The organism is Lentzea sp. NPDC059081 (assembly GCF_042738015.1).
GTDB lineage: Bacteria > Actinomycetota > Actinomycetes > Mycobacteriales > Pseudonocardiaceae > Lentzea.
Genome location: NZ_JBHYGW010000026.1, coordinates 56,854 through 71,597, shown reverse-complemented (window position 1 = coordinate 71,597; position 14,744 = coordinate 56,854). Strand labels below are relative to the sequence as shown.

Below are 14,744 nucleotides of genomic sequence, written 5' to 3'. Positions count from 1 at the left end.
CGCACGCCCGAACTCGCCTGCCTCCCAGCCGCGCGTCCCTCCCGCGGTGCGGCCCCAGGCATCGGCCGGCCAGGGCTACGGCCGGTCCCCCGTGTAGACGCCCAGCGCCCGGAACCTCAGCCCCGGCTCCTTGTACTCCTCCATCGCGTGCGCGATCCACCCGACGATCCGCGCGATCGCGAAGATGGCCTCGCCCGCGTCCGGCCTCATCTCGAACATCAGGCCGAACTGGGCCAGGGCCAGGTCGATGTTGGGGAACGTCTGCTGCTGGGTGCCGATCACCTTGTCCGCGACCAGGTCGCCGTGGCTGCGCAGCAGGGCGAGCAGGTGGTCGGCTCGCGGGTCGCGCTGCTGGTAGACGCGGTGGCCGAAGCCGGGGATGGGGACGCCTGAGCGCAGGTTCTCGGCGACGGCGCCCATCGGGTCGGACTCGGCCTGCGCCAGGAAGCGGTGGGCGATGGTGGTGGCGGTGCCGTGCTTCTGGCCCTCCATGGCGCCCAGTCCCGCGGACACGACGGCGTACGGGTGGGCGTGGGCCGAGGCTGCCACCCTGGCCGCCATCGTCGAGATCGCCAGGTCGTGGTCGGCCAGCAGGATCAGGGCGGCGTTCAGCAGGTCCGGCTGCGGGGGCAGCGGGGAGAGGCGGGCCCAGAGGCGGTCGGCGATGTCGGTACCGTGAGGGCGGCCGATCAGGGGCAGCGACTCCACGACGTCGGCGATCAGGGACTTGGCCGTCGTGACGCCGCGGTCCAGGTCGAAGCGCAGCGGGTCGCCGGCTCCGGCGAGGGCCACGGCCACCCGGACGCGGTCGGTCAGGGTGGCGCTGTCCGGCAGGGCCATCCAGATCTCCTGGCCCTCGGGGAACTGCAGGTCCGTCGAGTCGATCTCGGTCCACAGCCAGTGCGCGACGTCCTCGAAGCGCCTCGTGCCGGCGAGCGCGGGGACGGAGCGGCCCCGGTAGAACAGGCGGTCGTTCTCCAGGAGAGAGATCCTGGTGCGGATGCGATCGGTCACAGCGGCCACTGCTCCGCGAGCACCGGTGCGTTGCGCCAGGGCTTCCACCTCGGCCACGCCGAACATGCTGGAGCGGTTGACCTTCTTGCTGGTCAGGAGTCCGCGGCTGACGTACGCGTAGACCGTCGCCGGCTTCACGCCCAGGCGACGGGCAGCTTGATTCGTCGTCAACATTGATTCCATCAACGTTGACTGTACAAGACATGTTGACGGACTCTCTTGTCCATGTTGATTGATGCACCCAAAGGGCTTAAAGACGTCGTCGTCACCACGACCCTGATCGGGGACGTGAACGGTGCCGCGGGCTATTACCACTACCGCGAGCACGACGCGATCGAACTGGCCAGGACGCGGTCGTTCGAGGACGTGTGGTTCCTCTTCGCCGAGGGCCGCCTGCCGAACCCGGACGAGGCCGCGGAGTTCGCCGCGCGGGCAGCGGAGCTGCGGGCGCTGCCAGCGGCGATCAGTGAAGTGTTGCCCTCGATCGCGCGGTCGGGGTGCACAGCACTGGCGGGGCTGAGGACCGCACTGTCCATGGTGCCGTCACAGCCGATGTGGGACGCACCGATGAGCACGCGCAAGGCGGACGCGCTCAAGGTCAGCGCGATGACGCCGACGATCCTGGCTGCACTGCACCGGATCAAGCACGGACTTGATCCCGTCAACCCCAGGGTTGATTTGTCAACGTCGGCGAACTGGTTGTACATGTTGACTGGACAGGAGCCGTCAACGTGGACGAGTCGTGCTGTCGAGCAGTACTTGATTGCGACGGTCGACCACGGGTTCAACGCGTCAACCTTCACCGCACGCGTCGTCGCGAGCGCAGGAGCGGACGTCGTGTCCGCGGTGACGGCGGCGATCGGCACGTTCTCCGGACCACTGCACGGCGGCGCACCCGACCGGGCGCTGGAAGCGCTCGACCTGATCGGGTCGCCGGACAACATCGACGCGTGGGTCCGCGAGCGCATCGAGCAGGGCGACCGGATCATGGGCTTCGGCCACGCCGTCTACAAGACCGAGGACCCGCGGGCGCGCCTGCTCCGGGAGATCGCGCAGGAGCACCCGACCGGCCTCACGGACTTCGCCGTCACGGTGGAGCGCAGGGTCACGGAGCTGCTGGCCGAGCTCAAGCCCGGCCGGCAGCTGTACGCGAACGTGGAGTTCTACGCCGGCGTGGTGATGGAGCAGTGCGGCATCCCGCGCGAGATGTTCACGCCGACGTTCGCGTGCAGCCGGGTGATCGGGTGGTGTGCCAACGCGCTCGAGCAGTCCGAGGACACGAAGATCATCCGCCCGGTCGCCCGCTACACGGGTCCCGAACCGCGCATCACCCACCTGCATGTCACCGAGCCGCGCATCACCGAGCCGGGAAGCGCATGAACTGTCAGGTGAGGTACCGCAGGTCGTCATGCACCCGGACGCGGTCGCGGTCGTGGACGTCGGAGGAGCCTGCCAGGCCGGCGGTGCGGTCACGGTGCCGGTCGAGCCAGACGGAGAGGCCTGCCACCAGGAGGACGATCGCTGCAAGAGTCATGTCAGTAAGTTTGCGGGCAGCAATATCCCGCCAACAGTGGCAGATCTGACGACGCGCGCTAAAATCCTGCCATGCTGCGATCGGTGGCGGTTCCCCTCATCGACGGCGTCGCGCCGTTCGAGTTCGGCCTGCTCTGCGAGGTGTTCGGCGTCGACCGGACCGAGGAGGGCGTGCCGCTGGTCGACTTCCGCGTGTGCGGCGAGCTGCCGAACGAGCCGGTGGTCACGAACGTCCGGGGCGTGAGCATCACGCCGGACTACGGGTTCGACGCGCTGCAGAGCGTCGACCTCGTCGCGCTCCCCGCCGCCCGCGTCCGCGACGAGTACCCGGAGAAGCTCGTCAAGGCGCTCCAGGAGACCGACGCGACGCTGCTCAGCGTGTGCAGCGGGGCGTTCATCCTCGGCGCGGCGGGCCTGCTGGACGACCGGCACTGCACCACGCACTGGCGTGAGGTGCGGCAGTTCCAGGAACGCTTCCCGAAGGCCCGGCTCGACCCGGACGTGCTGTTCGTCGACGACGGGAACATCATCACGAGCGCCGGGACGGCCGCGGGCATCGACGCGTGCCTGCACCTCGTCCGCAGGGAGCTCGGCACCAAGATCGCCAACACCATCGCGCGCAGGATGGTCGTGGCACCGCAGCGCGACGGCGGTCAGCGGCAGTTCGTGGAGCTCCCGATCCCGGAGTGCAGCTCCGACAGCCTCGAGCCGGTGCTGGAGCGGGTGCTCGCCACGATCGCGGACAACCACACGGTGGCGTCCATGGCGAAGCTCGCCGTGATGTCCGAGCGGACGTTCGCGCGCCGGTTCACCGCGGAGACCGGCACCACCCCGAACAAGTGGCTGTCGCTCCAGCGGGTGCTGCACGCGCGCAGGCTGCTGGAGGAGTCCGACCTGGACGTGGACGCCGTGGCCACCAGGTCAGGCTTCGGGACAGCCGCTCTCCTCCGCCACCACTTCCACCGGGTCGTCGGCATCGCACCGAGCGACTACCGCCGCGCATTCGCCGGTCGTTAACCGCGCGAAGATCTTCTCGGAGATCTCCCGCAGCGACTCGACCTCGGTGCCGTCGAGCACGTCGAACACCAGCTTGTGCACCATCTCGGCGTGCGCCGGCGCGGCGGCCTCGATCGCGGACCGGCCCGCGTCCGTCAGCACGACGAACGACCCGCGCCCGTCGCTGCCGCAGCTCTCCCGACGCACGAGTCCGCGCTTCTCCATCCGTGCGACGTGATGTGAGATACGGCTCTTCTCCCACTGCAACGACCGTGCGAGCTCCAGTACGCGCACGCGCTCGTCACGCGTGTCGGTGAGCTGCACCAGCACGGCGAAGTCGGCCATCGACAGGTCCGAGTCGACCGACATCTGCCTGCTCAGATGCGCATTCAGCTCCCCCTGCATGCGGACGTAGGCACGCCACGCACGCTGCTGCTCAGGTTCCAACCATCGTGTCACCAGCTCAGCATACGGGAATAGTTGACACATCATCCACGTTCGGGCAGGGTGGATGACACTTCAACCAAGTCGAACTACCGAAGGACTGACCACCATGACCACCGCCACCAACCTCACCGAACTGACCGGCGACTACGTCATCGACGTCTCGCACTCCCGCATCGGCTTCGTCGCTCGCCACGCGATGGTCACGAAGGTTCGCGGTGCGTTCAACGAGTTCGACGGCAAGATCAAGATCGACGGCGACAAGCCGGAGAACACCACCGCCGAGGTCACGCTGAAGGCCGCGAGCATCGACACCCGCAACGCGCAGCGCGACGGTCACCTGACCACCAACGAGTTCCTCGACGTCGAGACCTACCCGGAGATCAAGTTCGTCTCGACCTCCGCGAAGCAGATCGACGACGACAACTTCGAGATCACCGGTGACCTCACCATCAAGGACGTCACCAAGAACATCACCATCCCGTTCGCCTTCGAGGGCGTGGCCGTCGACCCGTTCGGCAACACCCGCGTGGGCTTCGAGGGCTCGCACACCATCAACCGCAAGGACTACGGCGTCAGCTGGAACGCGGCGCTCGAGGCCGGCGGCGTGCTGGTGAGCGAGAAGGTCGTGCTCGAGTTCGAGATCTCCGCGATCAAGCAGGCCTGACGCAGGCCGCTCCACCACGACAGCCCGGGCGCTCTGGGAGCGGCCCGGGCTTTCGCGTTCACGTGGCCTCGAATGACGCCCGATCGGCCTAGCGCGGCGCGTGCTGTTGGGCCACTCGGGAAGGGGTCCTTGGGCTACCGTGACCCCCATGGCGACGCGCGTGTTCCTCGTCGACGACCACGAGATCGTCCGCCGCGGCATCGCGGACCTGCTCGGCGAGGAGTCCGATCTCGAGGTGGTCGGCGACGCCGCATCGGTCGCGGAGGCCCTGGCCAAGGTGCCGGGCGCCCAGGCCGACGTGGCGGTGCTCGACATCAGGCTGCCCGACGGCAACGGCATCGAGCTGTGCCGCGACCTGCGCAGCCGGCTGCCCGGCCTGCAGTGCCTGATGCTGACCAGCTTCGCGGACGACGAGGCCCTGTTCGACGCGATCATGGCGGGCGCCTCCGGGTTCGTGCTCAAGCAGATCCTGGGCGCCGACCTCGTCAACGCCGTGCGCACCGTCGCGGCAGGACAGTCCCTGTTGGACGCTCGCACGACGTCGGCCCTGCTCAACAGGATCCGCCGGGAACGCGAGGAGGGCGACCCGCTGCGCATGCTCAGCGAGCAGGAGCGCACGGTGCTCGACCTCATCGGCGAGGGCCTGACGAACCGGCAGATCGCCGAGCGGATGTTCCTCGCGGAGAAGACGGTCAAGAACTACGTCTCGCACCTGCTGGCGAAGCTCGGCATGCAGCGCCGCACCCAGGCCGCCGTGTTCGCGTCGCAGTTCCGCAAGGACGGCGAGAAGCCCCGCTAGAGAGGCACTCGCCACACCAGGCACGCGCCGCCGTCCTCGCCCGCCCTCACCGTGAACGTGCCGCCGAACTTCTCCGCGCGGTGGGCCAGGTTGCGCAGGCCGCTGCGCGAGGAGGCGACCGGCACCCCGATCCCGTTGTCCTGCACGGTGATCACGATGTCCTCGCCCGCGTCGATCAGCACGAGCAGCTCGGTCGCCTGAGCGTGCCGCACGGCGTTCGTGACGGCTTCGCGCACGACGGCCTCGACGTGTTCGGCGAGCTCCGGTGGCACCGAGTTGTCGACGGTGCCGGACATGCGGATGGCCGGCTTCAGGTGCGTCGCCTCGGTCAGGCCCGCCACCAGGTCGAGCAGGCGGCGGCGCAGCGACGTGTTGTCCGTCGAGTGCAGGTCGAAGATCGACGTGCGGATCTCGCGGACCGTCTCGTCGAGCTGCTCGACGGCGGTCTGCAGGCGCGCGGCGACCTCGGGGTCGGTGACGCGGCGCATGGTCGCCTGCAGCGTCAGGCCGGTGACGAACAGCCGCTGGATGACGTGGTCGTGCAGGTCGCGGGCGATGCGGTCGCGGTCCTCCAGCACGTCCAGGAGGCGCTGTGAGCGCTGCTGCTCGGCGAACTCCAGCGCGACGGCGGCCTGGTCGGCGAACGACGCCAGCACCGGCACCTGGTCGGGCAGGAACCGCGTCCCGCCGGCCTCGCGCAGCACCACCAGCGCGCCCGTGACCACCGGGCCGGAGCGCAACGGCACGGCCAGCGCGGGGCCGAACGCCGACCGCAGGTCGTCCACCAGCAACGGGACCCCCGACCGGACCACCTCGTCGACGGCGTAGTCGCGCGCGTCGAAGTCGTCGATCTTCACGCCCGCGTTCGCCGCCACCGACAACGGCGCGTCCTGACCGTCGCCGAGCACGACGAGCGCGGCGTCGGCACCGGCCAGCTCCAGGGTCCGCTGGGTGATCAGGCGCAGCGCGTACTCGCCGGAGGCGCCGCCGAGCAGCTCCGAGTTGACCTCGCCGATGGCCTCCAGCCACCGCTCGCGCAGCCGTGACCGCTCGAACAGCCGGGCGTTCTCGATCGCGATGCCGGCGGCCGCCGCGAGCGCCTGCAGCACGGCCTCGTCGTCCGCGGTGAACTCGGCGGCGCCGATCTTCTCGGTCATGTAGAGGTTGCCGAACACCTCGTCGCGCACGCGCACCGGCACGCCCAGGAAGCTGTGCATCGGCGGGTGGTTGGGCGGGAAGCCGACCGACATCTCGTGCCGGGACAGGTCGCTCAGCCGCAGCGGCGTCGGGTCCTTGATGAGCAGCCCGAGCAGCCCCTTGCCCGCGGGCAGGTGCCCCATGACGGCACGCGTCTCGTCGTCCACGCCGACGTGCACGAACTGGGACAGGTCGTCGCGGGTGCCGAGCACGCCGAGCGCCCCGTAGCGGGCGCCGACCAGGTCGACGGCGGCCTGCACGATGCGTTGCAGCGTCGGCTCCAGCTCCAGGCCGGACGCGACCGCGAGGACGGCGCCGAGCAGCTCCTGCATGTGGTCACGGGTGGTGACGATCTCGTCCATGCGGCCGCGCACCTCGTCGAGCAGCTCTTCGAGGTCACGGCGACCGGGCGTGTCAGGCACGATGACAAGATTGACACACTTCCGGACATCGCACGGCCCTGCCGATTGAGGACCTTTGACCGTGGCCGGATGGTCTGGACCCCCGCACAGTGTGACCATGACGATCGCCGTACCCGACTCGCTGGGACTCGCGGGTGAGGACGTGCGCGGCGTCCTGGCCCTCGCGAGGGCAGCGGCTCCCGGGGTGCGGTTCGAGGTGCGGCCCGAGCAGATCGAGCTGCACACCACCACCCCGCACAGCCGGGAGACGCGGGTCGCGTGCGGGGTGGCACTGCTCAACGTCCGGCTGGCGCTGCAGGGCCACGGCATCCGTCCACTCGTGACGTTGCTGCCCGGCCAGAGCGCCGCCGACGCCGCCGCGGCGGTGCGGCTCGGCGGGTACCAGGAGCCGGAACCGGACGTGCTGGCGTTGCTGCACGCGTTGCGCACGAACCGTCGCACGTGGACGACGTTCCCGGAGCTCGCCTCGTGGCGCGGGCTGCTGTCGCGGGCTGCCGAGGTCGAACGGGCGTGGGTGCACGTGCGCAGCGGCGACGAGCTGGTGCTGTGCACGTTCAACCAGGGTGCCGCCGCGGAGATCCGGGCGGGACAGGCCATGCAACGCGTGGTGCTCACGGCGGGGACGGTCGGGATCTCGGTCGCGCCCGCGCTCGACCCCGTGAGCCTGTCGGCGTTGCGCGCGGACCTGCGCCCCTACCTCGGCAACACGCTGGTACCGCAGATGGTGCTGCGGCTCGGCTGACCACTGTGGACCTCTAGCGCGACATCACCGCCCTCCACAGCAGCCTCGCCAGCTCCGGGTGGCAGATGTCGTTGTGCGCCCCGGCGATGCCGTCGATGCGGCGGATCACCGACGTGCAGTCGACGTTGTGCACCTGTCCCCTGGTCAGCTCACCGGGCGAGCCGATCTGGTGGCCGTGGGCGTAGGTGCCCTGCACGCCGTGCGAGCCGATGCCGCCGTACTTCGGGTACTCGTCGAGGTCGACCTGCCGGCCCGACCGCGCGGCCAGCGGGTAGAACCGGCCGATGGCGTAGTCGTTCGACGACGTCGTCACGATGATCGGGCCCGGCACGCGGCCGAGCACTCCCCGGAAGTAGCCGGACCCCGGTTCGCCGGGCAGCCGTTCCGCGAACGACCACAGCGACATCGCGCCCTGCACCAGGGTGAGCGTCGCGGCGGGCACCACGTTCGCCATGGCGGTCGCCGTGATGCAGCCGAAGCTGTGGCCCATCAGGTGGATGCGAGCCGTCGGAGCGGCCTGGGCGACCTCCCGGGCGACCCGCGCGGCACCGCTCTCACCGAACACCCGCGCGCGCCGTTTCATCTTCCAGAACGTCAGGATCCGCAGCGGGGACAGGATTCCGCCCAGCGCCGGGTCCTCCAGGCAGGCCCGGTAGAGCTGCGCGGCGTCGAACGCCGACCCGTCCTCGCCCGGCAGGTCGGGGACCGAGCCCTCCAGGTAGTCGTAGGCCTGTTTGACCGCCGGAGACATCCGGCACGGGTGCTCCCGCGCCGCCTCCACGATCGCGCGGACGGCGGCCGTGCGCCCGGCGCCGCCGCCGAGCCTGTTCGCCTGCGCCTTGATGAACTCGTCCGACCGCACGTCCTCGTCGCCCCAGGCCTTCGACGGCCAGTGCAGGCCGACGAGCAAAGCCTGGAAGCCGCCGGGAAGGCGGTGCGCCGCCTCGCGTTCGGCGCGGCAGTCGGCCATCGTCGCGACCCACTGCCCGTACTGCTGCCGGGCGGCCGGCACGTCGCCGTTCCACCCGTGGATGAAGAAGAACACGTCGGTGACACCGCGCCGGGCGTCGTACAAGACGTCCGCGCTGTCGCGTCCCCGCTCGTTGCCGGTCTCGTCGAAACAGACGAGGTGATAGCTGATGTCGTGGCCTGGCACGGATTCTCGGGACATCGCGGATCACCACCACACGAAAAAAGATGCGCCTCTACGCCCGGGTTATCGGAACGACGGCGGCTCATGTGTAGCCTCGGCGATCAGGAAAACCCGTTCGGACCAGGGGATTCACCCCCGGTTGCGCCGGTAGTGGCGCGCGGCGCGGACCCGGTTGCCGCACGACGGCGAGCACCATTCGCGGCGCGGGTGGTCCTTCACGAAGTACAGCACGCAGCCCGGCGCGTGACAGGCTCGCAGCAGGACCCGGTCCTCACCGGTGAACAGGTCGACGGCCTCCGCGGCGATCGACGCCCGTTCCGCGTCCGCCGGTGAGCCTTCGCTTTCGTTGTGCCGCAACAGTTCCCCGTCTCGCACGGCGAGCTGCGGCCATCGCGGGGAACTCCGCGCCGCGCGGTTGACCTCGGCCACCGCGCGGCCGAGGTCGCGGTCCTGGGCGATCGGCCGCGTGTCCTCGGTGAGCACGCCCGCGAGGTCCCTCAACGCCTGCCGCAACGCGCGGAACGCCACCAGGTCGTCCTCGCCGGCCGGCACGCCCAGGAAGTCGCGAAGCCCACTGACGGTGGTCAGGTCGTCGTGGAGCCGCGACCTGCTGGCCCAGACGGTGTTCATCAGCAGGACCGGACGGGGTTCGTCGGGCGTCAGCACGTCTAACGGTAACACACGCTTGCATCCGTTAGAGACTCGTTCTAACGTCTGGAGCGTCACCCCACCGTGGGAAGGATCCGACGTGAAGCTCGTGCCCCCGTTCGACGAGGAGACCGCCCGCCTCAAGGTCCAGGCCGCGCAGGACGCCTGGAACACCCGGGACCCGCAGCGCGTCGCCGGCGCCTACACACCGGACTCGGTGTGGCGCAACAGGTCGGAGTTCGTCCGCGGCACCGACGAGATCGTCGCGTTCCTGACCCGCAAGTGGGAGCGCGAACACGAGTACGTGCTGCGCAAGTCGCTGTGGGTCTTCGGCGGCAACCGCATCGCCGTGCGCTTCCAGTACGAGTGGCACGACGACGAGGGCCAGTGGTGGCGCAGCTACGGCAACGAGAACTGGGAGTTCGCCGAGTCGGGGCTGATGTCGCGGCGCGAGGCGAGCATCAACGACGTGCGGATCGCCGAGGCCGACCGGCGCATCGACCCCGCGTCCACCCACGAGATCCCGACGGAATGATTGCCGTGCACGTCGAGGCGTTGTGGCGCTATCCCGTGAAGTCGCTGGGCGGCGAACCGCTCCAGGAAGCCGAGTTCACGTCCGACGGCGTGGCAGGCGATCGGCTGGTGCACGTGCAGGGTCCGCGCGGGGTGCTGACCGGGCGCACGCGGTACGGGCTGCTCACGATCCCCGCGGGCACCGGACCTGACGGGCCGCTGGTCGACGGGCATCCCTGGGACAGCTGGCAGGCACACGAGAAAGTGCTGCCGTTCGGCGGCAGGCTGACCCGCTACTCCGGGCCGGAGCGGTTCGACGTGCTGAACGTCCTCGTCGCGACGGACGGGCAGGTCGCGGCGGCGGGTGTCGACGTGCGCCGGCTGCGGCCCAACATCCTGATCGGCGGCGTGGCGGCAGGAGAAGAAGACAGCTGGCCGGCGCACGCGCTGGTCGTCGGCGACGTGGTGATCGGGATGCTCCAGAAGCGCGCCCGGTGCGTGGTGACGACGATCGACCCCGACACCGGGGCGCAGGATCTCGACGTGCACCGGCGGATCCGCCGCGAGTTCGGCGGCGTGCTGTGCCTGGACAGCTGGGTGGTGCGGCCGGGCGTGGTGGCGGTCGGCGACCCGGTGGAGGTGGTGCCGACCGACGAGCTGCCCGGCCACGTGGGCGGGTGGATCGTCGGCCGGCCGTACGCCGTCTGAGGCCTAGATGTTGCGGCGGTACTGCCCGCCCACCTCGAAGAACGCCTCGGTGATCTGGCCGAGCGTGCACACCCGCGCCGCGTCCATCAGCACCGCGAACACGTTCTCGTTCGTCTGCGCGACCTCGCGCAACCGGGCGAGCGCCTTCTGTGCCTCGTCGCGGTGCGCCGCCTGGAACGCGCGCGTGCGGTCGACCTGCGACTCCTTCTCCTCCTCGGTGGCACGGGCGAGCTCGATCTTCACGACCTCGCGCGTGCCGTCCTCCGGCAGGAAGGTGTTGACGCCGACCAGCGGCAGCGAGCCGTCGTGCTTGCGCTGTTCGTAGAGCATCGACTCGTCCTGGATGCGGCCGCGCTGGTAGCCCGTCTCCATCGCGCCGAGCACGCCGCCGCGTTCGGAGATGCGGTCGAACTCCATCAGGACGGCCTCTTCGACGAGGTCGGTCAGCTCGTCGATGACGAACGAGCCCTGCAACGGGTTCTCGTTCGCGGACAGGCCCCACTCCTTGTTGATGATCATCTGGATCGCCATCGCGCGGCGGACGGACGACTCCGTGGGGGTGGTGATCGCCTCGTCGTAGGCGTTGGTGTGCAAGGAGTTGCAGTTGTCGTACAGGGCGCACAACGCCTGCAGGGTCGTGCGGATGTCGTTGAAGTCCATCTCCTGCGCGTGCAGCGAGCGGCCCGAGGTCTGCACGTGGTACTTGAACTTCTGCGAACGCTCCGCGGCGCCGTAGCGGTCGCGCATGGCCACGGCCCAGATGCGGCGGGCGACGCGGCCGATGACGCTGTACTCGGCGTCCATGCCGTTGGAGAAGAAGAACGACAGGTTCGGCGCGAAGTCGTCGATGTTCATGCCGCGCGCCAGGTACGACTCGACGTAGGTGAAGCCGTTGGCGAGCGTGAAGGCGAGCTGGCTGATGGGGTTCGCCCCGGCCTCGGCGATGTGGTAGCCCGAGATCGACACCGAGTAGAAGTTGCGCACCTGCTGCTGGATGAACCACTCCTGGATGTCCGCCATCATGCGCAGCGAGAACTCCGTGGAGAAGATGCAGGTGTTCTGGCCCTGGTCCTCCTTGAGGATGTCGGCCTGCACGGTGCCGCGGACGTTGGCCAGCGCGAACGCCTTGATCCGCGCGTGCTCCTCCCCCACCGGCTCCCGGCCCTCCTTCTCCACGAACGCCGCGACCTGCTGGTCGATCACGGTGTTCAGGAAGTAGGCGAGGATCGTGGGCGCCGGGCCGTTGATCGTCATCGACACCGACGTCGTGGGCGCCACGAGGTCGAAGCCGTCGTAGAGCGCCTTCATGTCGTCGAGCGACGCGATCGAGACGCCGGACGTGCCGATCTTGCCGTAGACGTCCGGCGGGGTGTCGGGGTCGCGGCCGTAGAGCGTCACCGAGTCGAACGCCGTCGACAGGCGGGTGGCCGGGTTGCCCTTCGACAGGTACTTGAAGCGGCGGTTGGTGCGGAACGCGTCGCCCTCGCCCGCGAACATGCGCGCCGGGTCCTCGCCCTCGCGCTTGAACGGGAAGACGCCCGCGGTGTACGGGAAGAAGCCCGGCAGGTTCTCCTTGCGCAGGAACCGCAGCAGCGAGCCCTCGTCGTCGTAGCGGGGCAGGCTCACGCGGCGGACCTGGTTGCCGGACAACGTCTCCCGCGTCAGCTTGGTGCGGATCTCCTTGTCCCGCACCTTGAACACGAGCTCGTCGCCCGAGTACTGCTCGCGCGTGGCCTCCCAGCCGCCCAGGAGATCCGCGGTGTCGCGGTCGACCTTGCGCTGGGCGGCGTCCGTGAGCTCCGAGATGTCCGCGACGCCCTTGCTCGCGGCCTCCAACGCCTTCTGCGCTGCGGTGAGCTGGGTGTGCGTGCGGACCGCGGCGACCTGCTCCTCGGTCCTGCGGTGGTAGCCGCGCACGGTGTCGGAGATGTCGCTGAGGTACCGCGCGCGGGAGGCGGGCACGACCGTGGACGCGGACGTCGAGGTCTTGCCGGCGACGGTGGCGAGCGCGCCTTCCTCCACCGAGAGCCCGTGCTCGACCAGGCCGTCGCGCAGGAACTGGTAGAGCGCGGTCACACCGTCGTCGTTGAACGTCGCGGCGGACGTGCCGAAGACCGGCATGTCCTCCCACCTGGCGCCGAACGCCTCGCGGTTGCGGACCATCTGCCGTGCCACGTCGCGGCGCGCGTCCTCGGCACCGCGGCGCTCGAACTTGTTGATCGCGACGGCGTCGGCGTAGTCGAGCATGTCGATCTTCTCGAGCTGGGACGCGGCACCGAACTCCGGCGTCATCACGTACAGCGAGAAGTCGACGAACGGCACGATCGCCGCGTCGCCCTGACCGATGCCGGGCGTCTCGACGATGACCAGGTCCGCGCCGGACGCCTTGCACGCCACGATGGACTGCTCCAGGCCGTCCGGGATCTCGCTGCCCGCACGGCGCGTGGCCAGCGAGCGGAAGAACACGCGGTCGCCGTCGAGGCAGTTCATCCGGATGCGGTCGCCGAGGAGCGCTCCACCACCACGGCGGCGCGTCGGGTCGACGGCGAGCACGGCGATGCGCAGCTTGTCCTGCTGGTCGAGCCGGAAGCGGCGCACCAGCTCGTCGGTCAGCGACGACTTGCCGGAGCCGCCGGTGCCCGTGATGCCCAGGACCGGCACCTTGCGGGTCGTCTCCAGGGTCTCGGCGGTGCCGGCCTCGATGTGCGTGATCGCGCGCGCCAGGGCCTCGTCGGACCCCGTCAGCAGCGCGTCGTGGCTGAACGGCCCGGTGAGCGCGTGGTCGCACTCCTCGATCATCAGGTTGATCATCCGCGCGAGCCCCAGCGACTGCCCGTCCTGCGGTGAGAAGATCCGCGCGACGCCGCGCGAGTGCAGCAGCTCGATCTCCTCGGGGACGATGACGCCGCCACCGCCGCCGTAGACGCGGATGTGCCCGGCGCCGCGCTCGTTCAGCAGCTCCACGAGGTACGAGAAGTACTCGACGTGCCCGCCCTGGTACGCGCTGATGGCGATGCCCTGCGCGTCCTCCTGGATCGCGGCGTCGACGACCTCCGCCACCGACCGGTTGTGGCCGAGGTGGATGACCTCCGCGCCCTGCGACTGCAGGATGCGCCGCATGATGTTGATGGCCGCGTCGTGGCCGTCGAACAGGCTGGACGCGGTCACGAAGCGAACCGGGTTCACCGGCTTGTGCAACGCGGGCGCGGGGGACGACGTCGTCATGAGAATAGTTTGACTTCCTACTATTGGACGTGCAACCGAGCGTGGTCCAGGTCTCTGGATCGAGCAGGAAGAAGGGCCTGCGCCGAGGTTCGGGCAGGCGGGTGGAGTCCCGGTGGACAGCGGGCCGACCCCCATGCGGTCCGCTGTCCACGCCAGGTCACACGCAGGACGTGAAGACCTTCACCCTGATCAACGGGCTCCAGCCGGCGCTGTCGTACTGGACCTGCAGCCACTCGCTGTTGAACCAGTCGCACGGCGAGCGCCACGCCGGGAGGTCGGCGAAGATCGTCTGCTGCTCGGCCGCCGCGAGCGTGACGGTGCCCGTGTCGTCCAGCACGGCCTGGTCACCGTTCGAGTCGCTGGAGGTGTAGAGCCGCCAGTTCACCGTGCGCGCGCTGGTGGCGTTGTTGATCACGCCGAGGTAGCCGCGGGACAGGCACGACGTGCTGTCGCAGTTCCACCGGATGCACACCTGGTAGCGGATCTTGCCCCAGCCCTCGGTGCCGGAGCACTGCGGCGAGGCGGCCGCCGTGAGATCCGCGGCCACCGGTGCGGGTTCGGGCTCGGCCACGGCGGCGCCTGGACTCAGCACGCCGAAGAGCGCGGCGACCACCACCGCCACCACCAACGCGAACTGTCGTTTCAGCATCGTTCCCCCTCTGGTCGGACGGACTTGCCCGACC

At 69.7% G+C, this 14,744-nt stretch carries 15 protein-coding genes; 7 read left to right on the top strand and 8 right to left on the bottom strand.

All coding sequences use genetic code 11. From position 1 onward, the window contains the following. Window positions 1-75: 75 nt before the first annotated feature. Window positions 76-1,197, bottom strand: a complete 1,122-nt coding sequence (locus ACFWV3_RS36715; RefSeq protein WP_382418437.1) for a citrate synthase — start codon at window positions 1,195-1,197, stop codon at window positions 76-78. Window positions 1,198-1,239: 42 nt separating this feature from the next. Here ACFWV3_RS36715 and ACFWV3_RS36710 point away from each other — a divergent pair, with 42 nt between their 5' ends. Continuing rightward, complete coding sequence (locus ACFWV3_RS36710; protein WP_382418435.1) at window positions 1,240-2,394, top strand: citrate/2-methylcitrate synthase; 1,155 nt, start codon at window positions 1,240-1,242, stop codon at window positions 2,392-2,394. Between the two features lie 4 nt (window positions 2,395-2,398). Here ACFWV3_RS36710 and ACFWV3_RS36705 read toward each other — a convergent pair whose 3' ends face one another. Next, window positions 2,399-2,548 carry a hypothetical protein gene (locus ACFWV3_RS36705; protein ID WP_382418433.1) on the bottom strand — a complete coding sequence of 50 codons (150 nt, stop codon included), beginning with the start codon at window positions 2,546-2,548 and terminating at the stop codon, window positions 2,399-2,401. Between the two features lie 71 nt (window positions 2,549-2,619). Here ACFWV3_RS36705 and ACFWV3_RS36700 point away from each other — a divergent pair, with 71 nt between their 5' ends. Continuing rightward, window positions 2,620-3,564, top strand: a complete 945-nt coding sequence (locus ACFWV3_RS36700; RefSeq protein ID WP_382418431.1) for a helix-turn-helix domain-containing protein — start codon at window positions 2,620-2,622, stop codon at window positions 3,562-3,564. Here ACFWV3_RS36700 and ACFWV3_RS36695 read toward each other — a convergent pair. Beyond that, on the bottom strand, window positions 3,469-4,002 hold the full coding sequence (locus ACFWV3_RS36695) for a MarR family winged helix-turn-helix transcriptional regulator (RefSeq protein ID WP_382418429.1): 534 nt from the start codon (window positions 4,000-4,002) through the stop codon (window positions 3,469-3,471). The two genes, ACFWV3_RS36700 and ACFWV3_RS36695, sit on opposite strands and share 96 nt — an antisense overlap. 94 nt (window positions 4,003-4,096) lie before the next feature. Here ACFWV3_RS36695 and ACFWV3_RS36690 point away from each other — a divergent pair, with 94 nt between their 5' ends. Both ACFWV3_RS36690 and ACFWV3_RS36685 read left to right on the top strand, forming a co-directional pair. Next, window positions 4,097-4,654, top strand: coding sequence for a YceI family protein (locus ACFWV3_RS36690; protein ID WP_382418427.1), 558 nt, complete (start codon window positions 4,097-4,099; stop codon window positions 4,652-4,654). Between the two features lie 148 nt (window positions 4,655-4,802). After that, the gene (locus ACFWV3_RS36685; protein ID WP_382418425.1) at window positions 4,803-5,453 is read left to right on the top strand and encodes a response regulator; all 651 of its coding nucleotides are present in this window, start codon (window positions 4,803-4,805) and stop codon (window positions 5,451-5,453) included. Here ACFWV3_RS36685 and ACFWV3_RS36680 read toward each other — a convergent pair. After that, window positions 5,450-7,072, bottom strand: coding sequence for a GAF domain-containing sensor histidine kinase (locus ACFWV3_RS36680; protein WP_382418423.1), 1,623 nt, complete (start codon window positions 7,070-7,072; stop codon window positions 5,450-5,452). The genes ACFWV3_RS36685 and ACFWV3_RS36680 overlap by 4 nt on opposite strands. Window positions 7,073-7,169: 97 nt before the next feature. Between ACFWV3_RS36680 and ACFWV3_RS36675 the strand changes: the two genes are divergently transcribed. Further along, window positions 7,170-7,814: a hypothetical protein gene (locus ACFWV3_RS36675; protein ID WP_382418421.1), complete on the top strand. Its 645-nt coding sequence runs from the start codon at window positions 7,170-7,172 to the stop codon at window positions 7,812-7,814. Between the two features lie 13 nt (window positions 7,815-7,827). On the opposite strand, the gene ACFWV3_RS36670 is transcribed toward ACFWV3_RS36675, so the two are convergent. Together ACFWV3_RS36670 and ACFWV3_RS36665 are read right to left on the bottom strand one after the other, a co-directional pair. Continuing rightward, the gene (locus ACFWV3_RS36670; protein WP_382418419.1) at window positions 7,828-8,985 is read right to left on the bottom strand and encodes a hypothetical protein; all 1,158 of its coding nucleotides are present in this window, start codon (window positions 8,983-8,985) and stop codon (window positions 7,828-7,830) included. Between the two features lie 111 nt (window positions 8,986-9,096). After that, window positions 9,097-9,633: a CGNR zinc finger domain-containing protein gene (locus tag ACFWV3_RS36665; protein ID WP_382418417.1), complete on the bottom strand. Its 537-nt coding sequence runs from the start codon at window positions 9,631-9,633 to the stop codon at window positions 9,097-9,099. Between the two features lie 82 nt (window positions 9,634-9,715). Here ACFWV3_RS36665 and ACFWV3_RS36660 point away from each other — a divergent pair, with 82 nt between their 5' ends. After that, on the top strand, window positions 9,716-10,150 hold the full coding sequence (locus tag ACFWV3_RS36660) for a nuclear transport factor 2 family protein (protein WP_382418415.1): 435 nt from the start codon (window positions 9,716-9,718) through the stop codon (window positions 10,148-10,150). Next, the gene (locus tag ACFWV3_RS36655; RefSeq protein ID WP_382418413.1) at window positions 10,147-10,836 is read left to right on the top strand and encodes an MOSC domain-containing protein; all 690 of its coding nucleotides are present in this window, start codon (window positions 10,147-10,149) and stop codon (window positions 10,834-10,836) included. Before ACFWV3_RS36660 ends, ACFWV3_RS36655 begins: the two co-directional genes overlap by 4 nt. A gap of 3 nt (window positions 10,837-10,839) precedes the next feature. Here ACFWV3_RS36655 and icmF read toward each other — a convergent pair whose 3' ends face one another. Together icmF and ACFWV3_RS36645 are read right to left on the bottom strand one after the other, a co-directional pair. Continuing rightward, window positions 10,840-14,061, bottom strand: a complete 3,222-nt coding sequence (icmF, locus tag ACFWV3_RS36650) for a fused isobutyryl-CoA mutase/GTPase IcmF (RefSeq protein WP_382418411.1) — start codon at window positions 14,059-14,061, stop codon at window positions 10,840-10,842. 157 nt (window positions 14,062-14,218) lie between these two features. Next, window positions 14,219-14,710, bottom strand: a complete 492-nt coding sequence (locus tag ACFWV3_RS36645) for a hypothetical protein (protein WP_382418409.1) — start codon at window positions 14,708-14,710, stop codon at window positions 14,219-14,221. Between the last annotated feature and the right edge of the window lie 34 nt (window positions 14,711-14,744).